Annotated in this window: 21 protein-coding genes; 6 read left to right on the forward strand and 15 right to left on the reverse strand. The window is 35.2% G+C overall.

Features of this window, described 5'->3' with window-relative positions:
• Positions 1 to 2: 2 nt before the first annotated feature.
• From Q9R40_RS01750 to Q9R40_RS01775, 6 genes are all read right to left on the reverse strand, one after another.
• Positions 3 to 1,133 (reverse strand): glycerate kinase, encoded by a 1,131-nt coding sequence (locus Q9R40_RS01750; protein ID WP_304676075.1) that lies wholly within the window; start codon positions 1,131 to 1,133, stop codon positions 3 to 5.
• 133 nt (positions 1,134 to 1,266) lie between these two features.
• The gene (locus tag Q9R40_RS01755) at positions 1,267 to 1,473 is read right to left on the reverse strand and encodes a hypothetical protein (RefSeq protein WP_304676076.1); all 207 of its coding nucleotides are present in this window, start codon (positions 1,471 to 1,473) and stop codon (positions 1,267 to 1,269) included.
• Positions 1,457 to 1,654: a hypothetical protein gene (locus Q9R40_RS01760; protein ID WP_172475770.1), complete on the reverse strand. Its 198-nt coding sequence runs from the start codon at positions 1,652 to 1,654 to the stop codon at positions 1,457 to 1,459. Before Q9R40_RS01760 ends, Q9R40_RS01755 begins: the two co-directional genes overlap by 17 nt.
• Before the next feature lie 78 nt (positions 1,655 to 1,732).
• On the reverse strand, positions 1,733 to 2,377 hold the full coding sequence (locus Q9R40_RS01765) for a nitroreductase family protein (RefSeq protein ID WP_300724311.1): 645 nt from the start codon (positions 2,375 to 2,377) through the stop codon (positions 1,733 to 1,735).
• Positions 2,378 to 2,480: 103 nt separating this feature from the next.
• Positions 2,481 to 4,424, reverse strand: a complete 1,944-nt coding sequence (locus Q9R40_RS01770) for a M13 family metallopeptidase (RefSeq protein WP_304676077.1) — start codon at positions 4,422 to 4,424, stop codon at positions 2,481 to 2,483.
• A 214-nt stretch (positions 4,425 to 4,638) separates the two neighbouring features.
• A complete protein-coding gene (locus tag Q9R40_RS01775; RefSeq protein WP_304676078.1) occupies positions 4,639 to 5,313 on the reverse strand; it encodes a DNA alkylation repair protein in 675 nt (224 codons plus the stop codon).
• A 54-nt stretch (positions 5,314 to 5,367) separates the two neighbouring features.
• Here Q9R40_RS01775 and Q9R40_RS01780 point away from each other — a divergent pair, with 54 nt between their 5' ends.
• The 3 genes from Q9R40_RS01780 to Q9R40_RS01790 all read left to right on the forward strand — a co-directional run bounded on the left by Q9R40_RS01780 (position 5,368) and on the right by Q9R40_RS01790 (position 9,865).
• Positions 5,368 to 6,489 (forward strand): glycosyltransferase, encoded by a 1,122-nt coding sequence (locus Q9R40_RS01780; protein ID WP_304676079.1) that lies wholly within the window; start codon positions 5,368 to 5,370, stop codon positions 6,487 to 6,489.
• A gap of 66 nt (positions 6,490 to 6,555) precedes the next feature.
• Positions 6,556 to 9,294 carry a phosphoenolpyruvate carboxylase gene (ppc, locus tag Q9R40_RS01785; protein ID WP_304676080.1) on the forward strand — a complete coding sequence of 913 codons (2,739 nt, stop codon included), beginning with the start codon at positions 6,556 to 6,558 and terminating at the stop codon, positions 9,292 to 9,294.
• Positions 9,295 to 9,316: 22 nt separating this feature from the next.
• Positions 9,317 to 9,865, forward strand: coding sequence for an isochorismatase family cysteine hydrolase (locus tag Q9R40_RS01790; RefSeq protein WP_053107645.1), 549 nt, complete (start codon positions 9,317 to 9,319; stop codon positions 9,863 to 9,865).
• A gap of 51 nt (positions 9,866 to 9,916) precedes the next feature.
• On the opposite strand, the gene pyrR (Q9R40_RS01795) is transcribed toward Q9R40_RS01790, so the two are convergent.
• The 7 genes from pyrR (Q9R40_RS01795) to Q9R40_RS01825 all read right to left on the reverse strand — a co-directional run bounded on the left by pyrR (Q9R40_RS01795) (position 9,917) and on the right by Q9R40_RS01825 (position 18,767).
• Positions 9,917 to 10,453: a bifunctional pyr operon transcriptional regulator/uracil phosphoribosyltransferase PyrR gene (gene pyrR / locus Q9R40_RS01795; protein WP_304676081.1), complete on the reverse strand. Its 537-nt coding sequence runs from the start codon at positions 10,451 to 10,453 to the stop codon at positions 9,917 to 9,919.
• Between the two features lie 33 nt (positions 10,454 to 10,486).
• Complete coding sequence (carB, locus tag Q9R40_RS01800; protein WP_304676082.1) at positions 10,487 to 13,675, reverse strand: carbamoyl-phosphate synthase large subunit; 3,189 nt, start codon at positions 13,673 to 13,675, stop codon at positions 10,487 to 10,489.
• On the reverse strand, positions 13,668 to 14,756 hold the full coding sequence (locus Q9R40_RS01805) for a carbamoyl phosphate synthase small subunit (protein ID WP_304676083.1): 1,089 nt from the start codon (positions 14,754 to 14,756) through the stop codon (positions 13,668 to 13,670). Before Q9R40_RS01805 ends, carB begins: the two co-directional genes overlap by 8 nt.
• Positions 14,753 to 16,030, reverse strand: a complete 1,278-nt coding sequence (locus Q9R40_RS01810; protein WP_304676084.1) for a dihydroorotase — start codon at positions 16,028 to 16,030, stop codon at positions 14,753 to 14,755. The genes Q9R40_RS01805 and Q9R40_RS01810 overlap by 4 nt, the downstream gene beginning before the upstream one ends.
• Positions 16,030 to 16,986, reverse strand: coding sequence for an aspartate carbamoyltransferase catalytic subunit (locus Q9R40_RS01815; RefSeq protein WP_304676085.1), 957 nt, complete (start codon positions 16,984 to 16,986; stop codon positions 16,030 to 16,032). The genes Q9R40_RS01810 and Q9R40_RS01815 overlap by 1 nt, the downstream gene beginning before the upstream one ends.
• Before the next feature lie 148 nt (positions 16,987 to 17,134).
• A complete protein-coding gene (gene pyrR / locus Q9R40_RS01820; RefSeq protein ID WP_297939669.1) occupies positions 17,135 to 17,677 on the reverse strand; it encodes a bifunctional pyr operon transcriptional regulator/uracil phosphoribosyltransferase PyrR in 543 nt (180 codons plus the stop codon).
• A gap of 166 nt (positions 17,678 to 17,843) precedes the next feature.
• A complete protein-coding gene (locus Q9R40_RS01825; protein ID WP_304676086.1) occupies positions 17,844 to 18,767 on the reverse strand; it encodes a dihydroorotate dehydrogenase in 924 nt (307 codons plus the stop codon).
• A gap of 250 nt (positions 18,768 to 19,017) precedes the next feature.
• On the opposite strand from Q9R40_RS01825, the gene pyrF reads away from it, so the two are divergent.
• The 3 genes from pyrF to Q9R40_RS01840 all read left to right on the forward strand — a co-directional run bounded on the left by pyrF (position 19,018) and on the right by Q9R40_RS01840 (position 22,242).
• The gene (gene pyrF / locus Q9R40_RS01830) at positions 19,018 to 19,725 is read left to right on the forward strand and encodes an orotidine-5'-phosphate decarboxylase (RefSeq protein WP_304676087.1); all 708 of its coding nucleotides are present in this window, start codon (positions 19,018 to 19,020) and stop codon (positions 19,723 to 19,725) included.
• Position 19,726: 1 nt separating this feature from the next.
• Entirely contained in the window at positions 19,727 to 20,365 is a 639-nt protein-coding gene (gene pyrE, locus Q9R40_RS01835; protein ID WP_304676088.1) for an orotate phosphoribosyltransferase, read from the forward strand.
• 281 nt (positions 20,366 to 20,646) lie between these two features.
• Positions 20,647 to 22,242 (forward strand): Mbeg1-like protein, encoded by a 1,596-nt coding sequence (locus Q9R40_RS01840; RefSeq protein ID WP_304676089.1) that lies wholly within the window; start codon positions 20,647 to 20,649, stop codon positions 22,240 to 22,242.
• A 50-nt stretch (positions 22,243 to 22,292) separates the two neighbouring features.
• Here the strand turns inward: Q9R40_RS01840 and Q9R40_RS01845 are convergent, their stop codons facing one another.
• On the reverse strand, positions 22,293 to 23,105 hold the full coding sequence (locus Q9R40_RS01845) for a Cof-type HAD-IIB family hydrolase (RefSeq protein WP_304676090.1): 813 nt from the start codon (positions 23,103 to 23,105) through the stop codon (positions 22,293 to 22,295).
• Entirely contained in the window at positions 23,102 to 24,142 is a 1,041-nt protein-coding gene (locus tag Q9R40_RS01850) for a YdcF family protein (protein WP_304676091.1), read from the reverse strand. Before Q9R40_RS01850 ends, Q9R40_RS01845 begins: the two co-directional genes overlap by 4 nt.
• Positions 24,143 to 24,161 lie beyond the last annotated feature (19 nt).

Consider the following 24,161-nt stretch of genomic DNA (forward strand, 5'->3'; position numbering starts at 1 on the left):
CTTTAAAACTTAAGTAAACGAACTATGTTTTCTGTAGTTCGAGCCACATTACTTGGTCCATTTTTCAAAGCAGTTGGAAGATCACATGCTCCGGGAATAATTCCAAAAATCGCAGTGAAGCCTTCACTATATAAACTCTCAATTCCTTCTCCAAGATAACCAGCTAATGAAATAACTGGCTTATGGTACTTTTTACCTAATTTAGAAACTCCATATGGTGTTTTTCCAAACTTGGTTTGAGAATCGGTACCACCTTCTCCGGTAAATACATAGTCAGCAGTTCTAATTTTATCTTCTAGTTTTGTTACTTCAATTGCAATGTCTACTCCTTGCCGCATTTCACAAGTAGTAAATGCCATTAACCCAGCTCCTAAACCACCAGCTGCTCCACTTCCTGCTGCCATTGCAATATCTTTATTCAAATCACGTTTAATAATTTTAGCGTAATGCTGTAAATTATTTTCAAGTTTTTCAACCATTTCAGGCGTAGCGCCTTTTTGTGGGCCAAAAACTCTTGATGCACCATCTTCGCCAATTAATGGATTTGTCACATCACTTGCTAAAATAATTCTTACGTCTTGAAGTCTTGAATCTAAGTTAGAAATATCAATTTTGTCTAATTTATTTAAACTTCCTCCACCAAACGAAATTTGATGGTTATTTTTATCTAGCAGTTTTGCTCCTAAGGCTTGTGCCATCCCGCTACCACCATCATTAGTGCTACTGCCGCCTAATCCAATAATAATTTCTTTAACATTGTGATCTAACGCATCCCTAATCAATTCACCAGTACCAAAAGTGGTGGTTAGTAGCGGATTACGCTTCTGCTTTTCTACTATTTCTAAACCGCTCGCCTTAGCCATTTCAATCACAGCAGTTGTCCCGTTACCTAAAATTCCATAATATGCTCTTATCTTATTACCAAGTGGTCCTGTAACCTCAACCGTAATTCTTTGACCATGGGTTGCATCGACTAAAGAATCAACTGTCCCTTCTCCACCATCTGCCATAGGTACCTTGATTACTTGGGCATCCTTATCAACAATTTTTATTCCCTTTTCCATCGCATCACAGACTTCTTTTGCTGTCACGCTTTCCTTAAATGAATCAGGAGCTACTACATATTTTGTCATTATTAAGTCCTCTATTTTTATGTTTGTCTAATTAATACTTTTTATATTAATTTTAATATGAAAATTGGTAAAGATACTGACTTTAGAAAAATCAAAGTTGAACGTAATAAATAGGACTTCTGCCCTAATAGTCTCAGATAGAAATCCTATTTTCATACGGATAAAGATGCCTAGAATCTGATTGAAACCCTTTCACAGAAATCCTCTCATTTGCTTCATCAAATTTAATAATTGATACACCATCAAACTCACCAATTCTATTTTTATAATTACATTTAAAATGCCATTCAACAAAAGCTATCTCATTATCAATCCAAATATTCTTAATTGGCCATTCCAATACTTGCCCAATTCTTATTCCAATCTTTATACCAGGCTATAATTTCAGCTTTATTCCTATAAATTGGACTATAACATTCACTATAGCTAGCATTTTTACTGAAAGTATCCTCAAAATCTTTAAAGTTTGGAACAATCCACGAGTTAAAATATCTTTTTATTACTTGCTCTTTACCCTTCACTGTCGTGCCCATCTATTTTCAAAGGATTATAGAAAAAGGCAGAAATAAATTTCTACCTTTAAAATCGAAGTATTATCTTTATTCGAATTTTAAAACTTCATCAACTGGATACCTAACTGACTTAAGTTCTTCTACATTTTTATCTGGTTTTCCAAGAGCAATCCCCATTACTGGAACATACTGCTCTGGATCAAGTCCCATTACACTTGCCGCTTTTTTTGCATCATAACCAGCCATTGCATTTGTTTCATATCCATGTGCTCTAGCAATTAACATTAACTGCATTGCAGCAAGTGAAGAATCAACCATTGCGTCAGCCGTAAGCATTGTTTTATCTGCATGCTCATATAATGGTAAAAACGTATTATAAACTTTATCTAGTTCTTCTTTTGAAATTCTCTTTTCTGCGTACATTTGATCCCATAATGCACGATACTTCTTAAAGGCTAAGGTGTTACCAAAAATCTGAATAACTGCACTTGAGGTATCAATTTGTGGATTATTAAATGGCATATAAAATTCGTGTAGTTTTTTCTTTCCTTCCTCAGTATCAACTATTACAAATTGCCACGCCTGTAAGTTACATGCAGAAGGTGCAGTAATTGTTTCTTGAATTATTTCTCTTAATTCAGAACGAGGAATTTTTACACCTTCATCAAAATGCCGCACCGAATGACGATTAAGTAATACATCTCCAAAATCATTGTTTTCAAATTTAACCATAAAAGCACCTCCATCATATTAGCGCTTACATTGAATATTATAGTATAAAATTTATGACATAGAAAAACAGAGAGATTATAATTTATAACCTCTCTGTTTTGTATTACCAAATTGTAATTCTATCTTCTGGAGCAAGCCACATTCCATCTTTCGGAGTCACATTATAAGCTTTGTAAAACTCATCTTGATTTTGAACCGGAATATTAACTCTTGTTGGTTGCGGTGCATGTACGTCTGATTGAACTTCAGCAGTAATTGATTCTGGACGTTGTTTTTGCATCCAGCTCTTAGCATAAGTTTCAAAGAGATCTTTCATCTCTCCGCCTTCTGCCTTATTAGCAGCAACTGCACAAGAAAGACCACTTAAATCGGCAATGTTTTCAGAAACAACTTGCTTACCATTTAACTTAGCTGGCCCATATTGTAAGCCATCGAAAATATCGGCAACGGCCTTAGTACGTTTATTGAATTCAGCAAAGTCTTCTTTGGTCCACCAGTTCTTCATATTACCTTTTTCATCAAATTGAGCCCCATTATTATCAAAAGCATGCGACACTTCATGACCAATAGTTGCACCAATTCCGCCATAGTTAGCCGCACGAGACTGTTTTGCATCATAAAATGGTGCCTGCAAAATTCCAGCTGGGAAAGTCAAATCATTCTTTTGTGGATCATAACAAGCATTGTTTAAGTTACCTGGCATTGCCCAAACGCTGCGATCAGGAACTTGATTTAGCTTTTGTAAATTATCTTTGGTCTTTTCTTGATTAATAAGAGCTTGATTTTCATATAAACTCTTATTTAAATCAACGGCTAGATGGTCAAAAACAGCTTGATTCTTTTCTGGATAACCAATTTTGAGTTTTAAGGCTTGCAATTTAACAATAGCTTGTTTCTTAGTTGATTCGGAAAGCCATTCATTGTCTTGAATTCTTTGTTCGTATACTTTTAGCATATTCTTAATCATGCTAATTACATCATTCTTAGCATCATCGCCAAAATAGGTTTTACCATAGTAAATTCCGACAACTTCATCAAAAGCCGCATTTGCTAAACGGTATGCATGCTTATCTTGGGCTGGCATTTCAGGCACACCATAGACAGCCTGTCTAAATGGAAAAGCTGCTTCTCTAAAGTCTTGAGATAAGTAGTTAGCTACTCCATTAATAAATTTAACAATCATCCAGCTCTTGATTTCGTCAAATTCACTATTATTTAAAAATTCATTGATATGATCAAAATAACGTGGCTCGGCTTCAATTACTTGATCAGGTAGTTCAGGCAAAAGTTGTTTTAAGAAAGTATTAATGTCAAACTGTTCAAATTTAGCTTCAAAGTTTGCCAATTTAACTGGATTATAGACAGCTGCATAGTCAGCCCATTCTTCAGTTGACTTCAAAACTTCAGCAAGTTTTTTATCAAATTTAATACCCTTACTTGCCCAAGTCTTTGCTTGTTCTTCCTCTATTCCAGCCATTACAAGTAACTTAACTGTTTGCTTTTCCAAAGTAGAAAGCAATTTTTCAGCATCATCACTTTGATATGCAGTAGTATCTGGCAAAAATGTACCTGGTCCTTCTGCATATAAGGCATTATGATCAGTATCCTTCATATCTTCCATTACAAAAATATTGAGTGGTAAGTCATATCCTTTTGCAAACAAGTCAGCAGCTTGTTTATTAAATTCTTCAAAACTATTCAAAGAAGTTAATTTTTCTAAATCAGCTTTGATTGGCTCTGCCTGTTCCTTATTTCTTTTATCAAAATCAATTGCTAATTTATAAAGATTAATTGCTTTTGCAAAATTAGGTATAGTAGGAATCTCCTTTTTACCGTCAGCAAATTCAGCAAAATCCTTCATCAATTGATCTTCAATCCGCATATCTAAAATCAAGTTAATACCGGTTGAAGTTCTGTCAGCTGGAATTTTTGCTTTTGAAAGCCATTCTGAGTTAACGGCTAAGTAAAGATTATCTTGGGGTCTAGTATTAATATCAGGCTTAGTTAGGTCACCTGCACCCCCGCGAATATTAAAGTATTTTCTCATCTAATTACCTTCCATTGAAATTATAAGATTAATTAAATGATATCATGATTAAATTAATTTTAAAATGTCATTTTTTAGAAACTAGAATAATACTTTAAACTTTACTATTTGGTTCGATCTTAACCTTAAAATCTTTACGTGGGATTGCATTATTTTTCACGTACGGTTTCTTTTCGTATTCTTATTTCACGACCCATTTTGTTAGACTTGTAACTTATGAGTGCAAGTACTTGCTTCCCTCTTTAATCGAAAGCGCGGCCATGTCGGAATAATGATCATTAATAAATTTTTTTACCCAGGCCCGGTTAGTTTTAGAGTAATCACGTAAGGCCCAACCAATTGCCTTATTGATGAAAAATTCTGAACTATTCAGATTATTTTCTAAAATTTTCTCTAACAATTCAGTATTCACCTTATTTTTTCGTAAGAGCTGATGTTCAATTGCCACTCTTCTTACCCAAAAATCATTATCTTTTGACCAAGCAAGCATCAGGTCATCTACCCTTTCATCCCTTAACCCAATCTTTCCAATTGGCTTTATCAAACTATCAATTGTATCCCACCACTGCTTAGACTTTACATAATAAAAAATATGGTCAATGTCTTCAAATGTTAGAAATCTTTCTAATGAAATTAAATAATCACAAACGAAATATTGTGCTTCTCGATGTGTATCGGACCAAGCTTGATCAAGAAAATTCCAATCAATTTTTTTATTTTTCTTTTCTACTTTGATTAGGTCATGGTAACTTTTCCGTCTTTCAGGCGATTTCAAACCATAAAACTCAAATTTATTCCGTAGATATTTTTTCATTTGTGTGGCTAACTCGGGATCACTATTTTCAACTAACTTTTGTTTTAGTTGTTGATACTTATCTAATTCTTTCACTTCAGTTTCCTTACTTGTTAAAATACATATAGTAATACTACAGGGAGAATAATCATGAAAATTTTAATTGTTATCGATGATTATTTCAATAAAAGCAATGGGATGTCAATCTCAACGCAGCGCTTTGTTCACGAATTTAAAAAAATGGGTCAAGATGTCCGTATCCTTTCTTCCATTGCAGGTGGAGAACCAGATTACTCTCTTCCAATAATGATCATCCCAATTTTTAAAAATATTATTGCTAAAGAAGGATTTCATTTTGCTAAACCTAAAAAAGAAATAATCAAAGACGCTATTAGATGGGCAGATTTAGTCCACTTAGAGGACCCTTTCCCGGTTTGCTGGAGCGCAGCTAAAATTGCCAAACAGATGAGAAAGCCAATTACAGGTACTTTTCATCTTTATCCTGAAAATCTAACTGCTTCGGTTCCAGTTTTAGACCATGCCAGCATCAACTCTGCTTTTATGAGATTATTTCGTGATACTACTTTTAATTACTGTAGCTATTTACAATGTCCAACTTCGAAAGTCGAACAGCGTTTAAAAAAATATAACTTCAAATCCAAGTTAATAGTTATCTCGAATGGGATTAGTGATTATTATTTACAAAATAATCAGAAAACAACAACTGATCCCTTTACAATACTTTCAATCGGCCGTTTTTCAAATGAAAAGGATCAAAAGACTTTAATTAAAGCTATCGGACGTAGTAAATACAAAGATAGAATCAAATTAATTTTAGCTGGGAAAGGGCCATTAAAGAATGAATATATCTCCCTTTGTCAAAGACTAAAGATTAATGCTCAGCTTGGCTTTTATTCTAGAAATGACTTAAAACAGATCATGGATCAATCCAATATTGTTGTTCATTGTGCTAACGTGGAAGTTGAAGGGATGGCTTGCATGGAAGCTTTTGCGACTGGGTGTGTACCCATAATTGCCCAAAGTCCTCTCTCTTCTACCAGTTCATATGCTTTAAGTCCTAACAATCTTTTTCCCGCTGGAAGGAGCGAAATTTTAGCTCAAAGAATTGATTACTGGATTAATCATCCCAAAGATTTAAAAGTCATGAGCACAAATTACCAAAGTTATGCTAAATCTCTTACAGTTGAATTTTCTGCTAAAAAGGTCCTAACAATGATGAAAAATGCTCAAAAAAATTATATTTCAAACTAATATTCAAACATAAAAATATGTGTTATTCTTATGTTAAGTCTTTCACAAAAGGAGGAACCTTTTTTAATGTCCATTAAGAAGTTAGAAAATAGCAGCGATCATGCAATGGTAGCTGAAGAAGTTAAAATTTTGACCAACTTACTTAACGAGAGTACACGTCAATTAAGTGGGGATGTGATTTTTAATAAAATTCAAGATTTAATTAAAATCTCCGCCCAAAAAGACTACGATGCTCTTGAAGAGCAAATTGCTAGCCTTACTAATCAAGAAATGATTGTCGTTGCACGTTATTTTGCAACTTTACCTTTATTAGTTAATATTTCTGAAGATGTAGAGTTAGCTAGTGAAGTTAACCTACTCAATAATACGGATCAAGACTATCTTGGTAAACTTGAAGATACGATTGACTTAGTTTCTCAAAAAGAAAATGCAAGTAAAATTCTTAAGCATGTTAATGTAGTTCCAGTTTTAACTGCTCACCCTACTCAAGTTCAAAGAAAAACTGTCCTTGAATTAACCGATCAAATCCATGGTCTATTACGTAGTTACCGTGAAGTTAAAAACGGAACCATTAACCAAGCTGAATGGACTGAAAAACTCCGCGCCTACATTGAGATTTTAATGCAAACTGATATTATTCGTAGCCACAAACTACAGGTTTCTAATGAAATTACAAACGTTTTAGCATACTATCCTAAAGCTTTGATTCCGGCCATCACTAAATTTACAGCTCGCTACCAAGAATTAGCTAAAAAGCATAATTTAAATCTAGATGGTACCACCCCAATTACTATGGGAATGTGGATCGGAGGCGATCGTGATGGAAATCCATACGTTACTGCCGAAACATTAAAGCTGAGTGCCACTTTGCAAAGCCAAGTAATTTTTGAATACTATATTAAACAGCTAAACAAGCTCTACCGCACGATCTCAATGTCTACTTCTTATATGAAGCCTTCATCCGCTGTTGAAAAATTATCAGAGCTCTCAAATGATGATTCGCCATTCAGAACAAATGAACCATATCGTCGGGCTTTCTACTATATTGAGAGTCGTTTACTTCACACTGAATACACTCTTTTAGGAACAGCTGATAAAAATAGCTTTGTTAAAAAACGCGATTTAGAAAACTTAGACAAAATCCCTGTTTATAAGAATCCACAAGATTTTAAAGCTGATTTAATTACAATTAAAGAATCGCTCGAAGAAGATCATGACCAAGCTGTAGTTAGAAGTTTCTTTACTGAGCTATTAGAAGCAATTGATATCTTTGGTTTCCATTTAGCAACAATTGATATGCGTCAAGATTCTAGTGTAAACGAAGCTTGTGTGGCTGAATTACTCAAGAGTGCCGGAATTTGTGATAATTATAGTGACTTACCCGAAAAAGATAAGGTTAAAGTTTTACTTAATGAGTTAAACAATGATCCACGTAATCTTCATTCTAACAATAAGCCAAAATCTGAATTGCTCCAAAAGGAATTAAAGATCTACAAGACTGCTCGTCAACTCAAGGATTGTATTGGTGAAGATGTAATTAAACAACACATTATTTCTCATACTGAAAGTGTCTCTGATCTTCTTGAACAAGCAGTCATGCTTAAAGAATATGATCTTTTAAATAATCAAGAAGCCCGCATTCAAGTTGTACCACTATTTGAAACAGTTGAAGATTTGGAAAACTCTCGTGAAATTATGAAAGAATTTCTAAATCTCGATATTGTTAAAAAGTGGCTTGCTTCTCAAAATAATTACCAAGAAATTATGCTGGGCTACTCTGACTCAAATAAAGATGGTGGCTACTTAGCTTCTTGCTGGAATCTCTATAAGGCCCAGAAAGACTTAACTGCAATGGGCAAGAAATTGGGTGTTAACATTACCTTCATGCACGGCCGTGGTGGAACCGTTGGTCGTGGTGGCGGTCCTTCTTATGAAGCTATTACTGCTCAACCTTTTGGCTCAATTAATGACCGTATTCGCATGACCGAACAAGGTGAAATCATTCAAAACAAGTATGGTAATCAAGATACTGCTTACTACAACTTGGAAATGCTTGCTTCAGCTACAATCGACCGGATTGTTTCTAAACAAATTGTAAGCGAAGATGATATTGGTGGTTTCCGTTCCTCAATGGATGAAATTGTTTTAGACAGCAATAAAGTTTACCGTAAGCTTGTTTTTGAAACTCCAGCTTTTCTTGACTACTTCTTGCAAGCTACACCAATTAAGCAAATTTCCAACTTAAATATTGGTTCTCGTCCAGCGGCAAGAAAGAAGATTACTGATTTTTCAGGCTTAAGAGCTATTCCTTGGGTATTCTCGTGGTCACAAAGTCGAATTATGTTCCCTGGTTGGTATGGTGTTGGTTCTGCCTTCAAGCACTTCATTGATGCCAATCCTAATAACCTCCACACCTTACAAAAGATGTATGAAGGCTGGCCTTTCTTCCACTCCCTCCTTTCCAATGTTGATATGGTTCTTTCCAAATCTAACATGGATATTGCCAAACAATATGCGGACCTCTGTGAAGATGAAGATACTAAAAAAGTCTTTGATACTATCTATCAAGAATGGAAACTTACTAAAGAAGTAATTCTTCAAATTGAAGGTAACAAAGAATTACTTGCAGACAACCCAAGTTTAAAGATGAGCTTAAATTACCGGATGCCATACTTCAATATTCTTAACTATATTCAAATTGAAATGATTAAACGAGATCGCGTTGATGAAATTGCCGGTGTTTACGAAAGCATTTTACCAATTACCATTAATGGGGTGACCTCTGGTTTACGTAATTCAGGATAGTTTTAATTTTTAAGGACAAAATATGAAAAAAGCACTATTAATTATTGACTACACTAATGACTTCATTGCAGACAATGGTTCTCTTACCTGTGGGAAACCAGCTCAAGCTTTGGAAGATTATTTAATCGAATTAGCAAATAAATTTTATGATAATGGAGACTATGTAATTTTTCCAACTGATGGACATACTGGTGATACATTTAGTCCGGAATATAAGCTCTTCCCACCACATAATATTGTTGGTACACCAGGACAAGAGTTATACGGTAAGTTAAAAGATTGGTATGAAGCTCACAAGTCTAGTGACCGAGTATATAAATTTAACAAAAATCGCTATTCTTCTTTCCAAAATACTAATCTCGATAATTACTTACGTGAACGTAAAATTAACGATTTATGGCTAACTGGGGTATGTACAGACATTTGTGTTCTTCACACGGCTATGACTGCCTATAATTTAAACTATGATTTAACTATTCCAAGCAAAGGTGTTACTACCTTTACTGAACATGGTCAAGAGTGGGCCTTAGATCATTTTAAAAATGCCTTAGGCGCAAAAGTAATAGAATAAATAGAGCAAAAAAACTGTATCATCTGATTTTTCAGAATAATACAGTTTTTTCTACTTTAATTTAATTAGCTCGATACTATCAATACCATCGATTTCTTTAACATTAACTGCTACTTGTTCGCTCAAGGCTGTTGGAATATTCTTTCCAACAAAATCTGCCTTAATTGGTAACTCCCGATGTCCTCGATCCACCAAAACCGCAACTGCAATTGACTTTGGACGTCCAGTTGCAATCAAAGCATCCATCGCAGCCCGAATCGTTCTTCCAGTATAAAGAACATCATCTACTAATACAACATGTTTATTAGTAATATTTAAACTTTCTGGTTCTAAGTTTGAAATCTTTTCTTGATTAATATCAACTCTACGATCATCTCGATAAGAAGTTATATCCAGTTCGCCTCCTGGAATAATCTTCTCTTCAATTTCTTCAAGTCGATCCCCAATTCTACGTGCTAAATAGACCCCACGAGTTTTGATTCCAACTAAAACCAGCTCATCTACGCCCTTATATCTTTCAATAATTTCATATGTAATCCTAACAATAGCTCGCTGTATTGCCGGTTTATCCCAAATTTCCTTTAGCATTTGTCTTTTTTCCTCAATCAGGAATTATTTCTACTATTTTAAAGCGTCTGTTGCAAATGATCTATTTTCAAGAGATGTTAAAAGTGCGTCAGCCGTATCAAGAGCTGTTAGTAATGGGACATTCTGCTGTATAGCCATTTGTCTAATAATGAAGCCGTCAGAATTTTTTTCAATATCATGCTCCATGGTATTAATCACTAAGTCAATTCTTCCCTCTCTTAATTCATTTAAGATATTGTCATCTGCGTTTTCGTTTTCATGAACTTTAGTTACAAGATCAACATGTAACCCATTATTCTTTAAAAAGTCCGCTGTACCCTTAGTAGCAAAAATCCGATAACCAATTCTCGCAAATCTCTTTGCAATTGGGAGAATCTTTTCTTTATCCTTGTCTTCAATTGTTAACAAAACATTTCCATTTTCAGGTAGTTGCATCTTAGCTCCGGCAAAAGCCTTATACAGAGCCTTGGCAAAAGTATGGTCGCTTCCCATTACTTCACCTGTTGATTTCATTTCTGGCCCAAGATATGAGTCTACATCAGCCAACTTGCTAAAACTAAAGACTGGAGCCTTAACACTAATCATTTCTGGTTCAGGCGCAAGACCATCACTATAGCCCTGCTGCGCTAGGCTTTCGCCCATAATTACCTGAGTCGCAACTTGTGCCATTTCAATTCCAGTTATTTTACTTAAAAATGGAACTGTTCTACTTGCCCGCGGATTTACTTCAATTACATAAACTTCACCGTTTCTTACAATAAATTGAATGTTCATAATTCCCACACAATTTAGAGTGAGAGCAAGTTTACGAGTAACATCCATAATCTTATCTTTAACTTCATCAGTAAAGTTTTGTGGTGGGTAAACGGCCATCGAATCTCCAGAATGAACACCAGCATGTTCAATATGTTCCATAATTCCTGGTAGTAAAACATCCTGTCCATCACAAATTGCATCGACATCACACTCACGACCATCTAAATAGTCATCTACTAAAATTGGATGATCAGCTGCAATATCTACGTGATCATGTAAGTATTCTTCAAGCTCACCCTTGTTGTAAACAATTTCCATTGCTTTTCCGCCAAGTACATAACTTGGACGGACTAAGACCGGGTATCCTAACTCTTCAGCTGCTTTAATAACTCCTTCATGTGTTGTTGCAGTTAAGCCCTTTGGTTGATTTAATTTAAGTTTCTTAATTATCTGATCGAATAGTTCACGATCTTCTGCACGGTTAAGATCTTTAACATTAGTTCCCAAGATTTTAATTCCATGATCTTGTAATCCAGCAGCTAAATTAATTGAAGTTTGTCCTCCAAACTGAACAATTACACCTTCGGGCTTTTCCAAATCACAAACATTCAATACATCTTCTAAGGTTAATGGTTCAAAATATAATTTATCAGAAATTGAAAAGTCCGTTGAAACAGTTTCTGGGTTTGAATTAATAACAATGGCTTCATAGCCCATCTTTTGAAGTGCTTTTACACAGTGAACAGTTGCATAATCAAACTCGACACCCTGTCCGATTCTAATTGGACCAGAACCAATAACAATTACTGATTTTTTACCAGACTTATGTGATTCATTTTCACCATCATAAGTTGAGTAAAAGTATGGCGTCTTTGATTCAAACTCTGCTGCGCAAGTATCAACCATCTTGTAGACTGGAATGATCCCATTATTTTTGCGCAAGTCTCTAACCTGATCAACACTTTCATTCCATAAAGTAGCAATAGTTGCATCACTAAAACCATATTTCTTAGCTAAACGTAAAGTTTCAAGATTATCCTTATTTTCTTGGATATTTTTCTCCATCTCTACCATGTGACTAACAATATCTAAGAAATAAAAGTTGATTTTGGTTAATTCATGAACATCTTCAAGACTATAACCTCTGCGAAAGGCTTCTGCTAAATAAAAGAGTCGATCATCTTGCGCTTTAACTAATTTTTGCTCTATCTCTTCATCACTTGCATGATGAGCTGCTTCAGAATAGAGATCTTTTTCATCAATTTCAAGGGACCTTACCGCCTTTTGCATTGCCTCTTCAGCTGTTCGACCAATTGCCATTACTTCACCAGTAGCCTTCATTTGGGTACTTAAAGTGCGGTCGGCCTTAGAAAACTTATCAAATGGCCAACGAGGAATTTTGCAAACGACATAATCTAAAGCTGGTTCAAATTCAGCATATGTTGTTCCAGTTACTGGATTTTTAATCTCATCTAGTGTCATACCAATTGCAATCTTTGCGGCCATTTTTGCAATAGGATAACCTGTTGCCTTTGAAGCCAATGCACTTGATCGTGAAACTCGAGGATTCACCTCAATAACATCGTACTCAAAGCTATTAGGATCTAAGGCTAGCTGAACATTACAACCTCCTTCAATCTTAAGAGCCCTAATTAAACATAAAGAACAATCACGAAGCATTTGATACTCTTTATCACTTAAGGTTTGACTAGGTGAAAAAACAATCGAATCCCCGGTGTGAATTCCAACTGGATCAAAATTCTCCATGCAACACACAATCATTGCATTATCATCATGATCACGCATTACCTCGAATTCAATTTCTTTATAGCCCGCAATCGATTTTTCAATTAAACATTCAGTAACAGGTGATAGCTCTAATCCGTTTTTGGCAATTTTTGCTAGCTCTTCATGATTATTACAAATACCACCACCAGTTCCGCCCATCGTAAAGGCTGGACGGACGATGATTGGATAGCCAATTCTATCGCCAAACTCTAAAGCTTCCTCAACAGTATTAACAGTTGTTGATGGTGGAACGGGCTCACCCAATTCTTTACATAATTCTTTAAATTTCTCTCTATCTTCTGCTTGTTCAATCGAAGAAAGTCTTGTTCCTAATAATTCAATATTTAACTCATCTAAAATTCCTGTTTTAGCTAATGAAAGAGCCATATTTAATCCAACTTGCCCACCAAGCGTTGGTAAAATTGCATCAGGATACTCTTGTCTAATGATTCTTGAGATTGATTCCACAGTTAGGGGTTCAATATAAACCTTGTCTGCAATAGTAGTGTCAGTCATGATCGTAGCAGGGTTTGAATTAACTAATACTACTTTATAGCCTTCTTCACGAAGAGCTAAGCAAGCCTGAGTTCCGGAATAATCAAACTCTGCAGCTTGACCAATAATAATTGGACCAGAACCAATTACCATAATCTTATGAATATCTGTTCTCTTAGGCATGACGCTCTTCTTCCTTTCTTTGGTCAATCATTGACATAAAATCATCAAACAATGAGTCTTCATCATGCGGGCCTGGGGTTGCATCAGGGTGAAATTGGACTGAAAAGGCAGGATATTTTTTATGACGTAGTCCTTCAACTGTGCCATCATTTACTTCAACATGAGTAATCATCAAATTTTCTTTATCAATAGATTTCGGATCTACCGCATAACCGTGATTTTGCGAAGTAAAACCAATATTGCCAGTGGCAATTTCTCTTACAGGATGATTAAAGCCGCGATGTCCAAACTTCATTTTGTAAGTACTAGCCCCATTTGCTAGAGCAAAGACTTGATGGCCCATACAAATTCCAAATAGCGGAACATGTTTTTCAACTTCTTGGACCATTTTTGCAGCCGTAAGCATTTCTTCCGGATTTCCAGGTCCATTTGATAAAAGCACTCCGTCTGGGTTAAGATTTAAAATTTCTTCGGCTGTTGCAGTGTAAGGTAAGACAATACAGTTACAGTCTCTCTCCGCTAATTCTCGTAAAATACTGTGCTTAATGCCAAAGTCAACAACAACTATATTTCTTTTCGAGCCAGGAACTGGATAAGAATTTTTCGTTGAAACACGGCTGATTACACCTTGGGTAATGTTTCTTTGCTTTAATTCTTGAGCAATACTTGCTGCATTTTCTTTTGAATCAGTAATTCTTCCTTTTAAAGTACCATGAATTCTTAATTTCTTAACTAATTCACGAGTATCAATTCCCTGCAAGCCAGGTATATTTGATTGTTTTAAAAATTTTGGCAAGGTTGTTTGCATACGCCAATTGTCTGGGTGACGCGCTACTTGATGGCAAATCACACCCTTAATTTGAGGCTCAAGTGATTCATAATCTGCCAAAGTAATTCCATAGTTTCCAATTAAAGGATTAGTAAAAACTAAAATCTGATCGGCATAACTTTGGTCAGTAATTGCTTCTTGATAGCCTGTCATCCCTGTTGTAAAAACAACCTCACCGCTACTTTCACAATCATCTCCAAAGCCTTCGCCTTCATAAATGCTACCATCTTCTAAAATTAAATAGCGTTTCATTTTGTTCCCCTTTGATATACAACTTTACCATCAACAAATGTCATCACTGTCTCGCCATATACCTTATGACCAGTAAATGGTGTATTTACTCCTTTAGACTTAAAATCTTCCTCTTTAATTTCTTTTTGATGCTCAATATCAAAAATCGCAATATCTGCATTCTCACCAGGTGCAAGAAAACCTGCGCTTTTTATACCAAATACTGTAGCCGGCTTATCAGTAAGAAGAGATAGTAATTGTTCAAGCGTGAAAACTTTCTCTTCCTTTACAAATCTAGTATAAAGAGTGCTAAATGCTGTCTCACTTCCCGTAATTCCAAAAGCGGCTTCTCGCATACTACCTTCTTTTTCGGCTTTAGCATGGGGAGCATGATCAGTAGCAATTAAATCAATTGTTCCATCAAGCATCCCAACTAAAAGAGCTGCTTGATCCTCTTTACTTCTTAGTGGTGGATTCATCTTAAAGTAAGGATCGTCTTCTGGAATATCGCTATCTGTCAATAAAATATGGTGTGGTGCAACCTCACACGTTACCTTAATTCCTCGTGCTTTTGCTAAACGAACTAATTCTACACTGGTTTTCGTCGAAACATGACAAATATGGTAATGGACTCCTGTCTTTTGTGCTAAAAGGAGGTCACGAGCAATTTGCGTAGTCTCAGCGAGTTCTGTAACTGGTGGTAAGTCTAATTTTTCAGCTGCTATTCCTTCATTCACCATTCCTTTATTAAAAAGTGAATCATCTTGGGCATGGGCTGCAATAATTAAGTTGTTTTCTTTAGCCTTTTGCATGGCTAGATACATTGTCTGCGCACTTTGAACTCCATGTCCGTCATTACTTAATGCAAATGCGCCTGCTTTCTTAAGTTCCGCATAGTCAGGAATAATATCAGTTGTTTCATCATTAGTGACAGGACCATACTGGAGAATATGAACTAACCCCTTTTTTTGATTTTCTCTAACCATTTTCTCCATTAATTCAGCTGTATTAGGAACAGGAGTGACATTAGGCATGGCACCAACTGTTGTAAAACCTCCACGTGCTGCCGCTTGGCTACCAGTTTTGATATCCTCCTTATAGGTTTGGCCAGGATCACGATAGTGAACATGAACATCTACTAAGCCTGGGCTAACTATCATCCCGCTAGCATCAATTATTTCTTCCCCTTCTAGGTCAGTTCCAATAGCCTTAATTTTTTGACCATCGATTAAAACATTAGCTTTGATTAGGTGGTCATTTTGATACACAGTTCCATTTTTAATTACAGTAGTCATTACTTGAGTCCTCCTAATTTTCTTCCTCGTAAGACTGCTTCAATTATTGCCATTCTCATAAACACACCATTTTGCATTTGACGAGTAAACATACACTTGTCGCTTTCCACCAAATTTGCACTTAATTCAACATCGTGGTTAATTGGACCTGGGTGCATAATAATTGTATTTGGCTTTAATTCTTGATAGCGCCCCTTATTAATTCCATATTGTTCATGATATGCTTTTGGATCAAAATTCTTTTCATTAAGATCATCACTGTGTCTTTCATGTTGAACTCTTAAAAGCATCATCACATCCATCTCGGGAATCAGCTTATCTAGTTCTTCATATCTTCCATACTTATCAAATTCCTTTGAGTACCAATATTCAGGGCCTGAAAAGTAAACTTCAGCTCCTAACCGGTGGAGTAACTCCATATTACTTTTAGCAACACGTGAATTAGTAATATCGCCAACAATAGCTACCTTTAGACCTTTAAACTGCTTAAAATGTTCATGAATTGTCATCATATCTAACAAACACTGACTTGGATGTTGACCACTACCATCCCCAGCATTAATTATTCCAATATCTAAATGTTGATGGGATTGCGGCTGAATTAAATTTTGATAGTATTCATTTTGTGAATGACGAATTACTTCAATATTCACTCCCACAGCTTCCATAATCAGGGATGTATCATATAATGTCTCTCCCTTATTAACCGAAGAATGAGCAGGATCAAATGGAATTACGGTTAAACCTAATTTTCTTTCAGCCATTTCAAAACTAGTATGCGTTCTACTTGAATCCTCAAAGAACATATTAGTAATATAGATGGGCTCTGTTAGATTAGGCGCAGCTCCGCCATTTTTAAAATATTCTGCTCGATTAATTAAAGCTTCAACTTCTTCAACACTCAAATTTTCTACACTGACAAAATGCGGTAAACTAACAAGATTTAAATTTTCCATTTTTTATTCTTTCTAAAGCAAAAAGGCCCGAAGCATTTAATTGCTCCAGGCCTATTTTTCCATATTCTTGTATACGAAAAATATAGCAACCCTTCTGGCCCTCTCTGGAGTCAATTAAATGGTTGACTATTAAATTAATATTTTTTGATTATTTTGATAGAGATTTCAGTTCAACTGAATCCTTACCATCTTTTTCTACCATGTTAACAGCAACTTGTTCATTAGCTGCAGTTGGGATGTTCTTACCAACAAAGTCAGCTCTAATTGGTAATTCGCGGTGACCACGATCTACCAAAACTGCAACTTTAATTGAACTAGGGCGTCCATCATCCATCAAAGCATCCATCGCTGCTCTAATTGTTCGCCCAGTATAGATTACATCATCAATCAAAATTACTTTCTTATCGGTAATATCAACATCAATTTGGTTAGAATTAACTACTGGATCTTGTTTTAATGAAGCATCATGACGATCATCACGATAAAGGGTAATATCTAGCTCATCAATTGGCACATCAACATTTTCTAATTTTTGAATTCGGTCATGAATTCTCTTAGCTAAGTAAACTCCTCTTGTCTTGATTCCAATTAAAACAAGATTATCAGTACCCTTATTTTGCTCAATAATTTCATAAGTAATTCGAGTTAATGCACGCTTCATTGCGAGTGCATCCCAAATTTTCTTTGCCATATTTTTCCTCCTGATTTTGCCCATAAAAAAGCTCCTAGTTCTTGAGACTAGGAGCTTATAGTAAAGTCATACTTATTTAAGCCTGCCTTGCTAGCCTCACGGGACTAATTTTAAAGGACATTTATTGTTTTAAAATTACTGTACTTCATGATTTTTGTCAAGTCATTTAATTAAAATTGACTTTATTCACCAATTGATTAATATCTGTAATCCCTAGCTTTTCTAATTCCTTTGGTAAGCCATCAGCAATATGCTTTGAAGCAAGGCTGTCCTTAAAATGCGCAGTTCCAACGGCAACCGCATTAGCACCGGCTAAAATAAATTCAATTATATCTTTAGCGGAACTGATTCCACCCATCCCAATAATTGGTAAAGTTGTACTTTCTCGAACTTGGTGAACCATTCTAATAGCAATTGGTTTTACCGCTTCACCAGAAAGACCACCAATATTGTGCCCCAAAACAGGCTTTCTAGTTTCAACATCAATCTCCATTCCCAAAAGAGTATTGATTAAGGATAATCCATCTGTGCCACCATTTTCAGCTGCTTTCGCAATCTGCGTAATATCAGTGACATTAGGGGTTAATTTTACATAAATTGGGATTTTAACGACTGATTTAATTTTTTTAGTCAATTCTTCCACTACATTAGGATGAACGCCAAAGCTCATCCCGCCCTGATTCACATTCGGACAAGAAACATTAATCTCTAAGGCATTTACTAGTCCAGAATCAGATAGCTTCTTAGCTACTTCAATATATCCTGCTTCGTCTTCTCCACCAACACTAGCCATAATTGGCAAGTTAGGATACTCACTACGCAAAGGAGTTAACTTATCTTTGATTACCGCATCAACGCCGGGATTAGTTAATCCAACTGAATTCAAAACCCCAGTATTTAAAACAGCTATTTGGGGTTGCGGATTACCTGTTGTACTGTGAGGAGTAGTCGTCTTTATTACCATTGCTCCCAAATCATTTAAATCAAATTTCTTGGCTGCTGGGACATCCCCAAAACCAAAGGTACCACTTGCTGGCATAATTGGATTTTTCAAATCTAATCCTGGCAATTTTACGTGTGTATTAATCATATTTTCCTCCAAAATGAATGCTCTCTGTCATTCAATTATTTTTCAAGAATTGATTGTACACGCTTTTTTATTTTTTTCAAAGTTAAAAATTTTATTTGTAATTCTTTCTCGAAGATGCTAAACTTCATTTTGATTAAACTTTAAACGGTACAGAGAGACCGCAAGTTAGAATTATTGGCTTAAATTATCTGGGAAAGTCTATACCTAGTGTCTCTCTGCGCTTGGTATAGACTTTTTTTATGGAGGAAAAATGAGTAAACCTGTTATCGTTGCCTTAGATTTAGACAATGAAAAGAAACTAAATGAACTATTACCAAAATTAGGTAAACCTGAAAATGTTTTTATTAAGATTGGGATGGAGCTTTTCTTTAACGAAGGACCTAAAATCGTAAAGCAATTATCAGAACAGGGTTATCAAATCTTTTTAGACTTAAAAATGAACGATATTCCTAATACCGTCTACAATGGTGCAAAGGCACTAGCTCGTTTGGGCATTACCTACACGACGGTTCACGCTCTTGGGGGCAGTCAAATGATTAAAGCCGCAAAAGATGGATTAATTGCTGGAACTCCGATTAATAAAGATGTTCCCAAATTATTAGCTGTAACTGAATTAACTTCGATTTCAGACGAAGTTCTACATTACGAGCAGAATTGTAATTTATCAATGAATGATCAAGTATTAAGCTTAGCTACAACCGCTAAAAAAGCAGGTGCAGACGGAGTAATTTGTTCCCCACTCGAAGTTAAAAATTTACGTCAAAAAGTTGGAGAAGACTTTTTATACGTAACTCCTGGAATTAGACCAGCTGGTAATGCTAAAGATGACCAATCACGCGTAGCTACTCCACTCCAAGCAAAAGAATGGGGTTCAACAGCAATTGTTGTCGGTAGACCAATTACTTTAGCTACTGATCCAGAAGCCGCATACGAAGCAATTAAAAAGGAGTTCAACTAACATGCATAAAGATCAAATCATTAGCCAATTAATCAAAGAAAAAATTATCACTATTTCTCCTGATAAACCCTTCACTTATGCAAGTGGAATGCTTTCACCAATCTATACCGATCTTCGGTTAACTGTTTCTTATCCAGACCTGCGTGATATGATTGCTAGTGATCTAGCCAACCTAATTGCGGCAGAATTTCCTCAAGCAACAATTATTGGCGGAGTTGCAACTGCTGGTATTCCTCATGCTGCTTTAGTTGCCGAAAAATTACATTTACCAATGATTTATGTTCGTCCAAAACCTAAAGATCACGGTAAAGGCCGTCAAATTGAAGGTCGTTTTTCAGAAAGTGATCAAATTGTCCTCATTGATGATCTAATTACTACTGGTGGCTCAGTTTTAAATGCAGTTAAAGCTACTGAAAAAGATGGCGGAAAAGTAGCTGGCGTTGCTTCAATCTTCACTTACTACTTACCCGATGCAAAAGAAAACTTTAAAAAGGCAACTGTAAAATATACTCCACTTCTTTCTTACCCCGAATTACTAAAAAAAGAAACTGAATCTGGACACATTACTAGCGACCAATATGATATTTTAAAAACCTGGCATGAAGATCCATGGGCTTGGAGTAAAAAATTTAATAATTAAATCAAAACAAGATTATAATCGTATAGTTAAGTTAAAAAGAGACTGATTTTTTATTTTCAGTCTCTTTATTTATTTCCAGCTATTTTATTAATAAAATTTTCTTTAGTTTCAAACCGGCTACAAATATTTATCAATACTGCAAGTTACTTAATCGCCTCATTTACCATGTGGTAGACTTAAGGAGAGTAAGTGATTTTCTTTTTTATTAGCAATTCGTTAATAAAAAATACAATATTTATCTATATAATGAAATTATAATTGGCAGAAAGGATGGATGAAATATGGATACAAATAATATTTTGTCTTACATAAAATGGCGTGGCGATATTTCCCTTTCTGCACGACCATTTGACGAAGTTGATGCATTAGTCATTGCCACATTTTCCTATATTCATCTTGATGGAATTGTTCCTGATTCTAATAAAGAGATTTCAATTAAAGAAGCAGCAAAGAAGTATTTTAATTCATCTAACCCGAATTTAGATCACTATAAATATCGCGATCTTCTTAAACTAATGGCAAATTCTGTTCGTTTTGGGGATGCAAAATTATCTTACTTTGTGGATGTTCTTACTAATCGAATACAATTTTCTGCGATCAAAATTAGTCTAGATAATGATACTAATTTTATTTCCTTTCGAGGAACAGATGACAGCTTAGTTGGCTGGAAAGAAGATTTTGAAATTAGCTTTAGAACAACCGGTGCACAAAAATATGCCTTAAACTATCTTACCAATATTTTAAAGACTACTAAGCAAGCCTATAGCTTAGCCGGGCACTCTAAGGGAGGAAACCTTGCTGAATATGCAGCAGTTAATCTCCCAGATGATTTGCAAAAACAAATCAAGACGATCTACACTTTTGATAGTCCAGGACTGAGTACTCAAGTTGATGGCGTTACTGATAAATTAAAACGGTATGTACCTGAATTTAGTATCGTTGGACGGCTTTTTGAGCCAGAAAACATTACTCCAACAATTTTAGTTAGTGATCGGCCAAAACTAGCTCAACATGATCCAATGAGCTGGGAAGTATCGGGTTCTCACTTTATTACGAGGGCTCACCGCAATCCAACTTCTAAAATATATAATCAAATCATAAATCAATGGATTGGTGAAGCAAATCTTCAAGAACGTGAAGCTCTAACAAATGATCTATTTAATGCTTTTGCAGCTAGTGGCGCAACCAAAATTACAGAACTTAATAAAAATGGGTTTGGTGGTTTTGGCGCAATTCTTTTCTCTCTTACTAATTCATCTAGAAGAACACGATTTGTTCTCGGAAGTTTATGGGAAACCATCTGGCGCAGTATTAAAGCAACTCATCTAGAAAAATTATTTATAAATCCCAATTCAATTATTGGCTGGGTATTAATTATTCTTGGTATTGTAGACCTGATGATTCCAGATTATGCCTATCGGGCATTTGGAGGAATAGTTGGAGTCTTTTGTATTGGATGGAGTGGCTATCATATTGTTACAGCTGCTAACTCTCATTTAGTGCCTAAGTCAAAGCGATTCTTTATTATTACTTATCTCATTGTTTTTGGCTTAGCTGTTGCAATTATTTCTAATAACCGTTTATTAACTTTCTTAGCTCACTATGTTCTAGGCATATTCTTAATTGGGTTTGCATATATCAGATTACGTAATGTAATCGTTAAAAATAAGAAAAATGGAATTTTCAAAAATATTATTGATGTCATAGAAAGCTTAATTGCTTTTGCTGCTGGCATTATTGTAATTGTCAATCCTAATTATTTCAGTCGTCAAGCAGTCATTATTTTGGGCATTTTATTAATTATCTATGGTCTTTTCCAACTAATAATGGAACTATTTAAACAGAGAAGATTAAAGATGCCACCTAAACATCGTTAATAAATTAAATAAGTCTTTTGGAACTTAATCCAAAAGACTTATTATTTTACTTATAAAATTTTTTCAATTGCCTCTGCTACACCATCGTGGTCACAATCGCTTGTTACTCTTTGAGCTGCTTTTTTCACAGCAGGCACCGCATTACCCATTGCTACTCCACCACCTGCGAATTTAATCATGCTTAGATCATTTTCTTCATCTCCAATAGCCATCAAATTCTCACTACTTAAATTCAATTTGTGACAAAGAAATTTTAAAGCCTTTCCTTTAGAAACACCTTTAGGATTGGCTTCATAATAAAACGGTGCTGTTTTAGTAAAAGTAATTTCATCATCCAGATGAGCAAAAGGTCTATGATCAGCAATTTTTTGATCTAACAAATCTTGTCGATCTACATACATACACTTAATGATTGGAATATCCTTCATTTCAGCTGGTGTACGATACGAAATACCTAAATTAACTAAGTTCGCCTCATATAAAGTGTAGTCGCCAATATCTCGATCTGCGGTATAAATTCTATCTGGTGCTGATGCATGGAAGTGTAAACCTAATTTTAAGGAAATTGTCTCTAAATCTAGATAATTGTCATAAGTTAATTTTTTCTCAAACAAGACATTGCCAGCCGTTGTTTCTACTACTCCGCCGCCAAAACAAACTACATATTGATCCTCTTGATCATTCAAACCTAACTCAGTCAGAATCTTTTCTACTCCGCTCAATGGGCGACCTGTAGCAATAACAATTTTTATCCCTGCACTTTTTGCTTTTAAAATTGCATTTTTTACTTTTAGAGTTAATTCTTTCTTAGAATTTAATAATGTACCATCAACATCAATTGCGATTATTTTTATATTTTTCATCTTATAATTTGCCTCAATATTGCCAATCCTACAACTCCTAATCCAATGCATCCCACAACGCTTAATTGCAAGCGCCAAGTAATTGTTAAGTAGGCAATAAATTCACGTACAAAGGCATTTAAGGTAAAGTACCACTTTGTTTTTGCACCATAGCCAATACACTGTAGACCTAATCTTTTTGCTAAAACTAGGGCACGATATACATGGTAAGAATTAGTTACAATAGCAAAACGAGAATCTGGCTTCATCAATCTATGTGAAAAAATCAAATTTTCTCTAGTTGTCTTTGACTTATCTTCAACAATAATATCTTGCTTCGAAACACCTTTTTCTTCGGCATATTTTGCCATTGCCACTGCTTCAGGAATTTCTTCACCTGGTCCTTGTCCACCTGACATAATGATTTTTGAGCCAGGATTACGACGATATACCTCTATTCCGCGATTGATTCTTGCAGCAAGAAGTGGTGTTACCTTTTTTCCCATTAAACCTGCTCCAAGTACAACCACATAGTTCAACTTCTTAGTCTTAATATTCACTAGATTAATCCAAGAAGTTAAAGTATACATCATCATAATAAAAATTAGATAAATTATTACAAGGTTAATAAACAAATATATGTAAGTTCCAAAATTATTATGGGTTAATTTTCCCACTAATGGAAAGAGAAATAAGTAAGCAATAATTCCGATACCCATTGCTAACGATAAGAAGTTGGTCCAGCGATTACCTTCGCGAATTAAAATCTTAATCCCATCGTAAATAAACATAATGATCAAAGTCGCAATAAAGGCCACAACGGAAAACATTATTGCCAGTAAAATTAGCACAAAAATAAGTAAAATAACTTGATGAGTAATAGGAAAAACTTCAGCAGCAATTAGTAAACTAACAGCTGTGAATAAGCCAAAAGTAATTATTGTCCATACTAAAGTCATTCCTGACCATAAACTCCGCCTCTCGTGGGTTAAAACCCAGAGAAATGTTCCTAATGCCAGTAAAAATAAAACTAATACAATTGAAAATGATAAGATCACTTATCATTTCACCACCTTA

Source organism: uncultured Lactobacillus sp. (genome assembly GCF_948948975.1).
In the GTDB taxonomy this organism is placed as follows: Bacteria; Bacillota; Bacilli; order Lactobacillales; family Lactobacillaceae; genus Lactobacillus.

Coding starts and splice junctions, on each gene's coding strand:
- Q9R40_RS01805 (WP_304676083.1), bottom strand. CDS start 14,756: ATGAAACGCTATTTAATTTTAGAAGATGGTAGCATTTATGAAGGCGAA.
- carB (WP_304676082.1), bottom strand. CDS start 13,675: ATGCCTAAGAGAACAGATATTCATAAGATTATGGTAATTGGTTCTGGT.
- Q9R40_RS01845 (WP_304676090.1), bottom strand. CDS start 23,105: ATGAAAAATATAAAAATAATCGCAATTGATGTTGATGGTACATTATTA.
- Q9R40_RS01765 (WP_300724311.1), bottom strand. CDS start 2,377: ATGGTTAAATTTGAAAACAATGATTTTGGAGATGTATTACTTAATCGT.
- Q9R40_RS01815 (WP_304676085.1), bottom strand. CDS start 16,986: ATGGAAAATTTAAATCTTGTTAGTTTACCGCATTTTGTCAGTGTAGAA.
- Q9R40_RS01790 (WP_053107645.1), top strand. CDS start 9,317: ATGAAAAAAGCACTATTAATTATTGACTACACTAATGACTTCATTGCA.
- pyrR (WP_297939669.1), bottom strand. CDS start 17,677: ATGGCAAAGAAAATTTGGGATGCACTCGCAATGAAGCGTGCATTAACT.
- ppc (WP_304676080.1), top strand. CDS start 6,556: ATGTCCATTAAGAAGTTAGAAAATAGCAGCGATCATGCAATGGTAGCT.
- Q9R40_RS01840 (WP_304676089.1), top strand. CDS start 20,647: ATGGATACAAATAATATTTTGTCTTACATAAAATGGCGTGGCGATATT.
- Q9R40_RS01780 (WP_304676079.1), top strand. CDS start 5,368: ATGAAAATTTTAATTGTTATCGATGATTATTTCAATAAAAGCAATGGG.
- pyrR (WP_304676081.1), bottom strand. CDS start 10,453: ATGCTAAAGGAAATTTGGGATAAACCGGCAATACAGCGAGCTATTGTT.
- Q9R40_RS01770 (WP_304676077.1), bottom strand. CDS start 4,424: ATGAGAAAATACTTTAATATTCGCGGGGGTGCAGGTGACCTAACTAAG.
- pyrF (WP_304676087.1), top strand. CDS start 19,018: ATGAGTAAACCTGTTATCGTTGCCTTAGATTTAGACAATGAAAAGAAA.
- Q9R40_RS01750 (WP_304676075.1), bottom strand. CDS start 1,133: ATGACAAAATATGTAGTAGCTCCTGATTCATTTAAGGAAAGCGTGACA.
- Q9R40_RS01825 (WP_304676086.1), bottom strand. CDS start 18,767: ATGATTAATACACACGTAAAATTGCCAGGATTAGATTTGAAAAATCCA.
- Q9R40_RS01810 (WP_304676084.1), bottom strand. CDS start 16,030: ATGACTACTGTAATTAAAAATGGAACTGTGTATCAAAATGACCACCTA.
- pyrE (WP_304676088.1), top strand. CDS start 19,727: ATGCATAAAGATCAAATCATTAGCCAATTAATCAAAGAAAAAATTATC.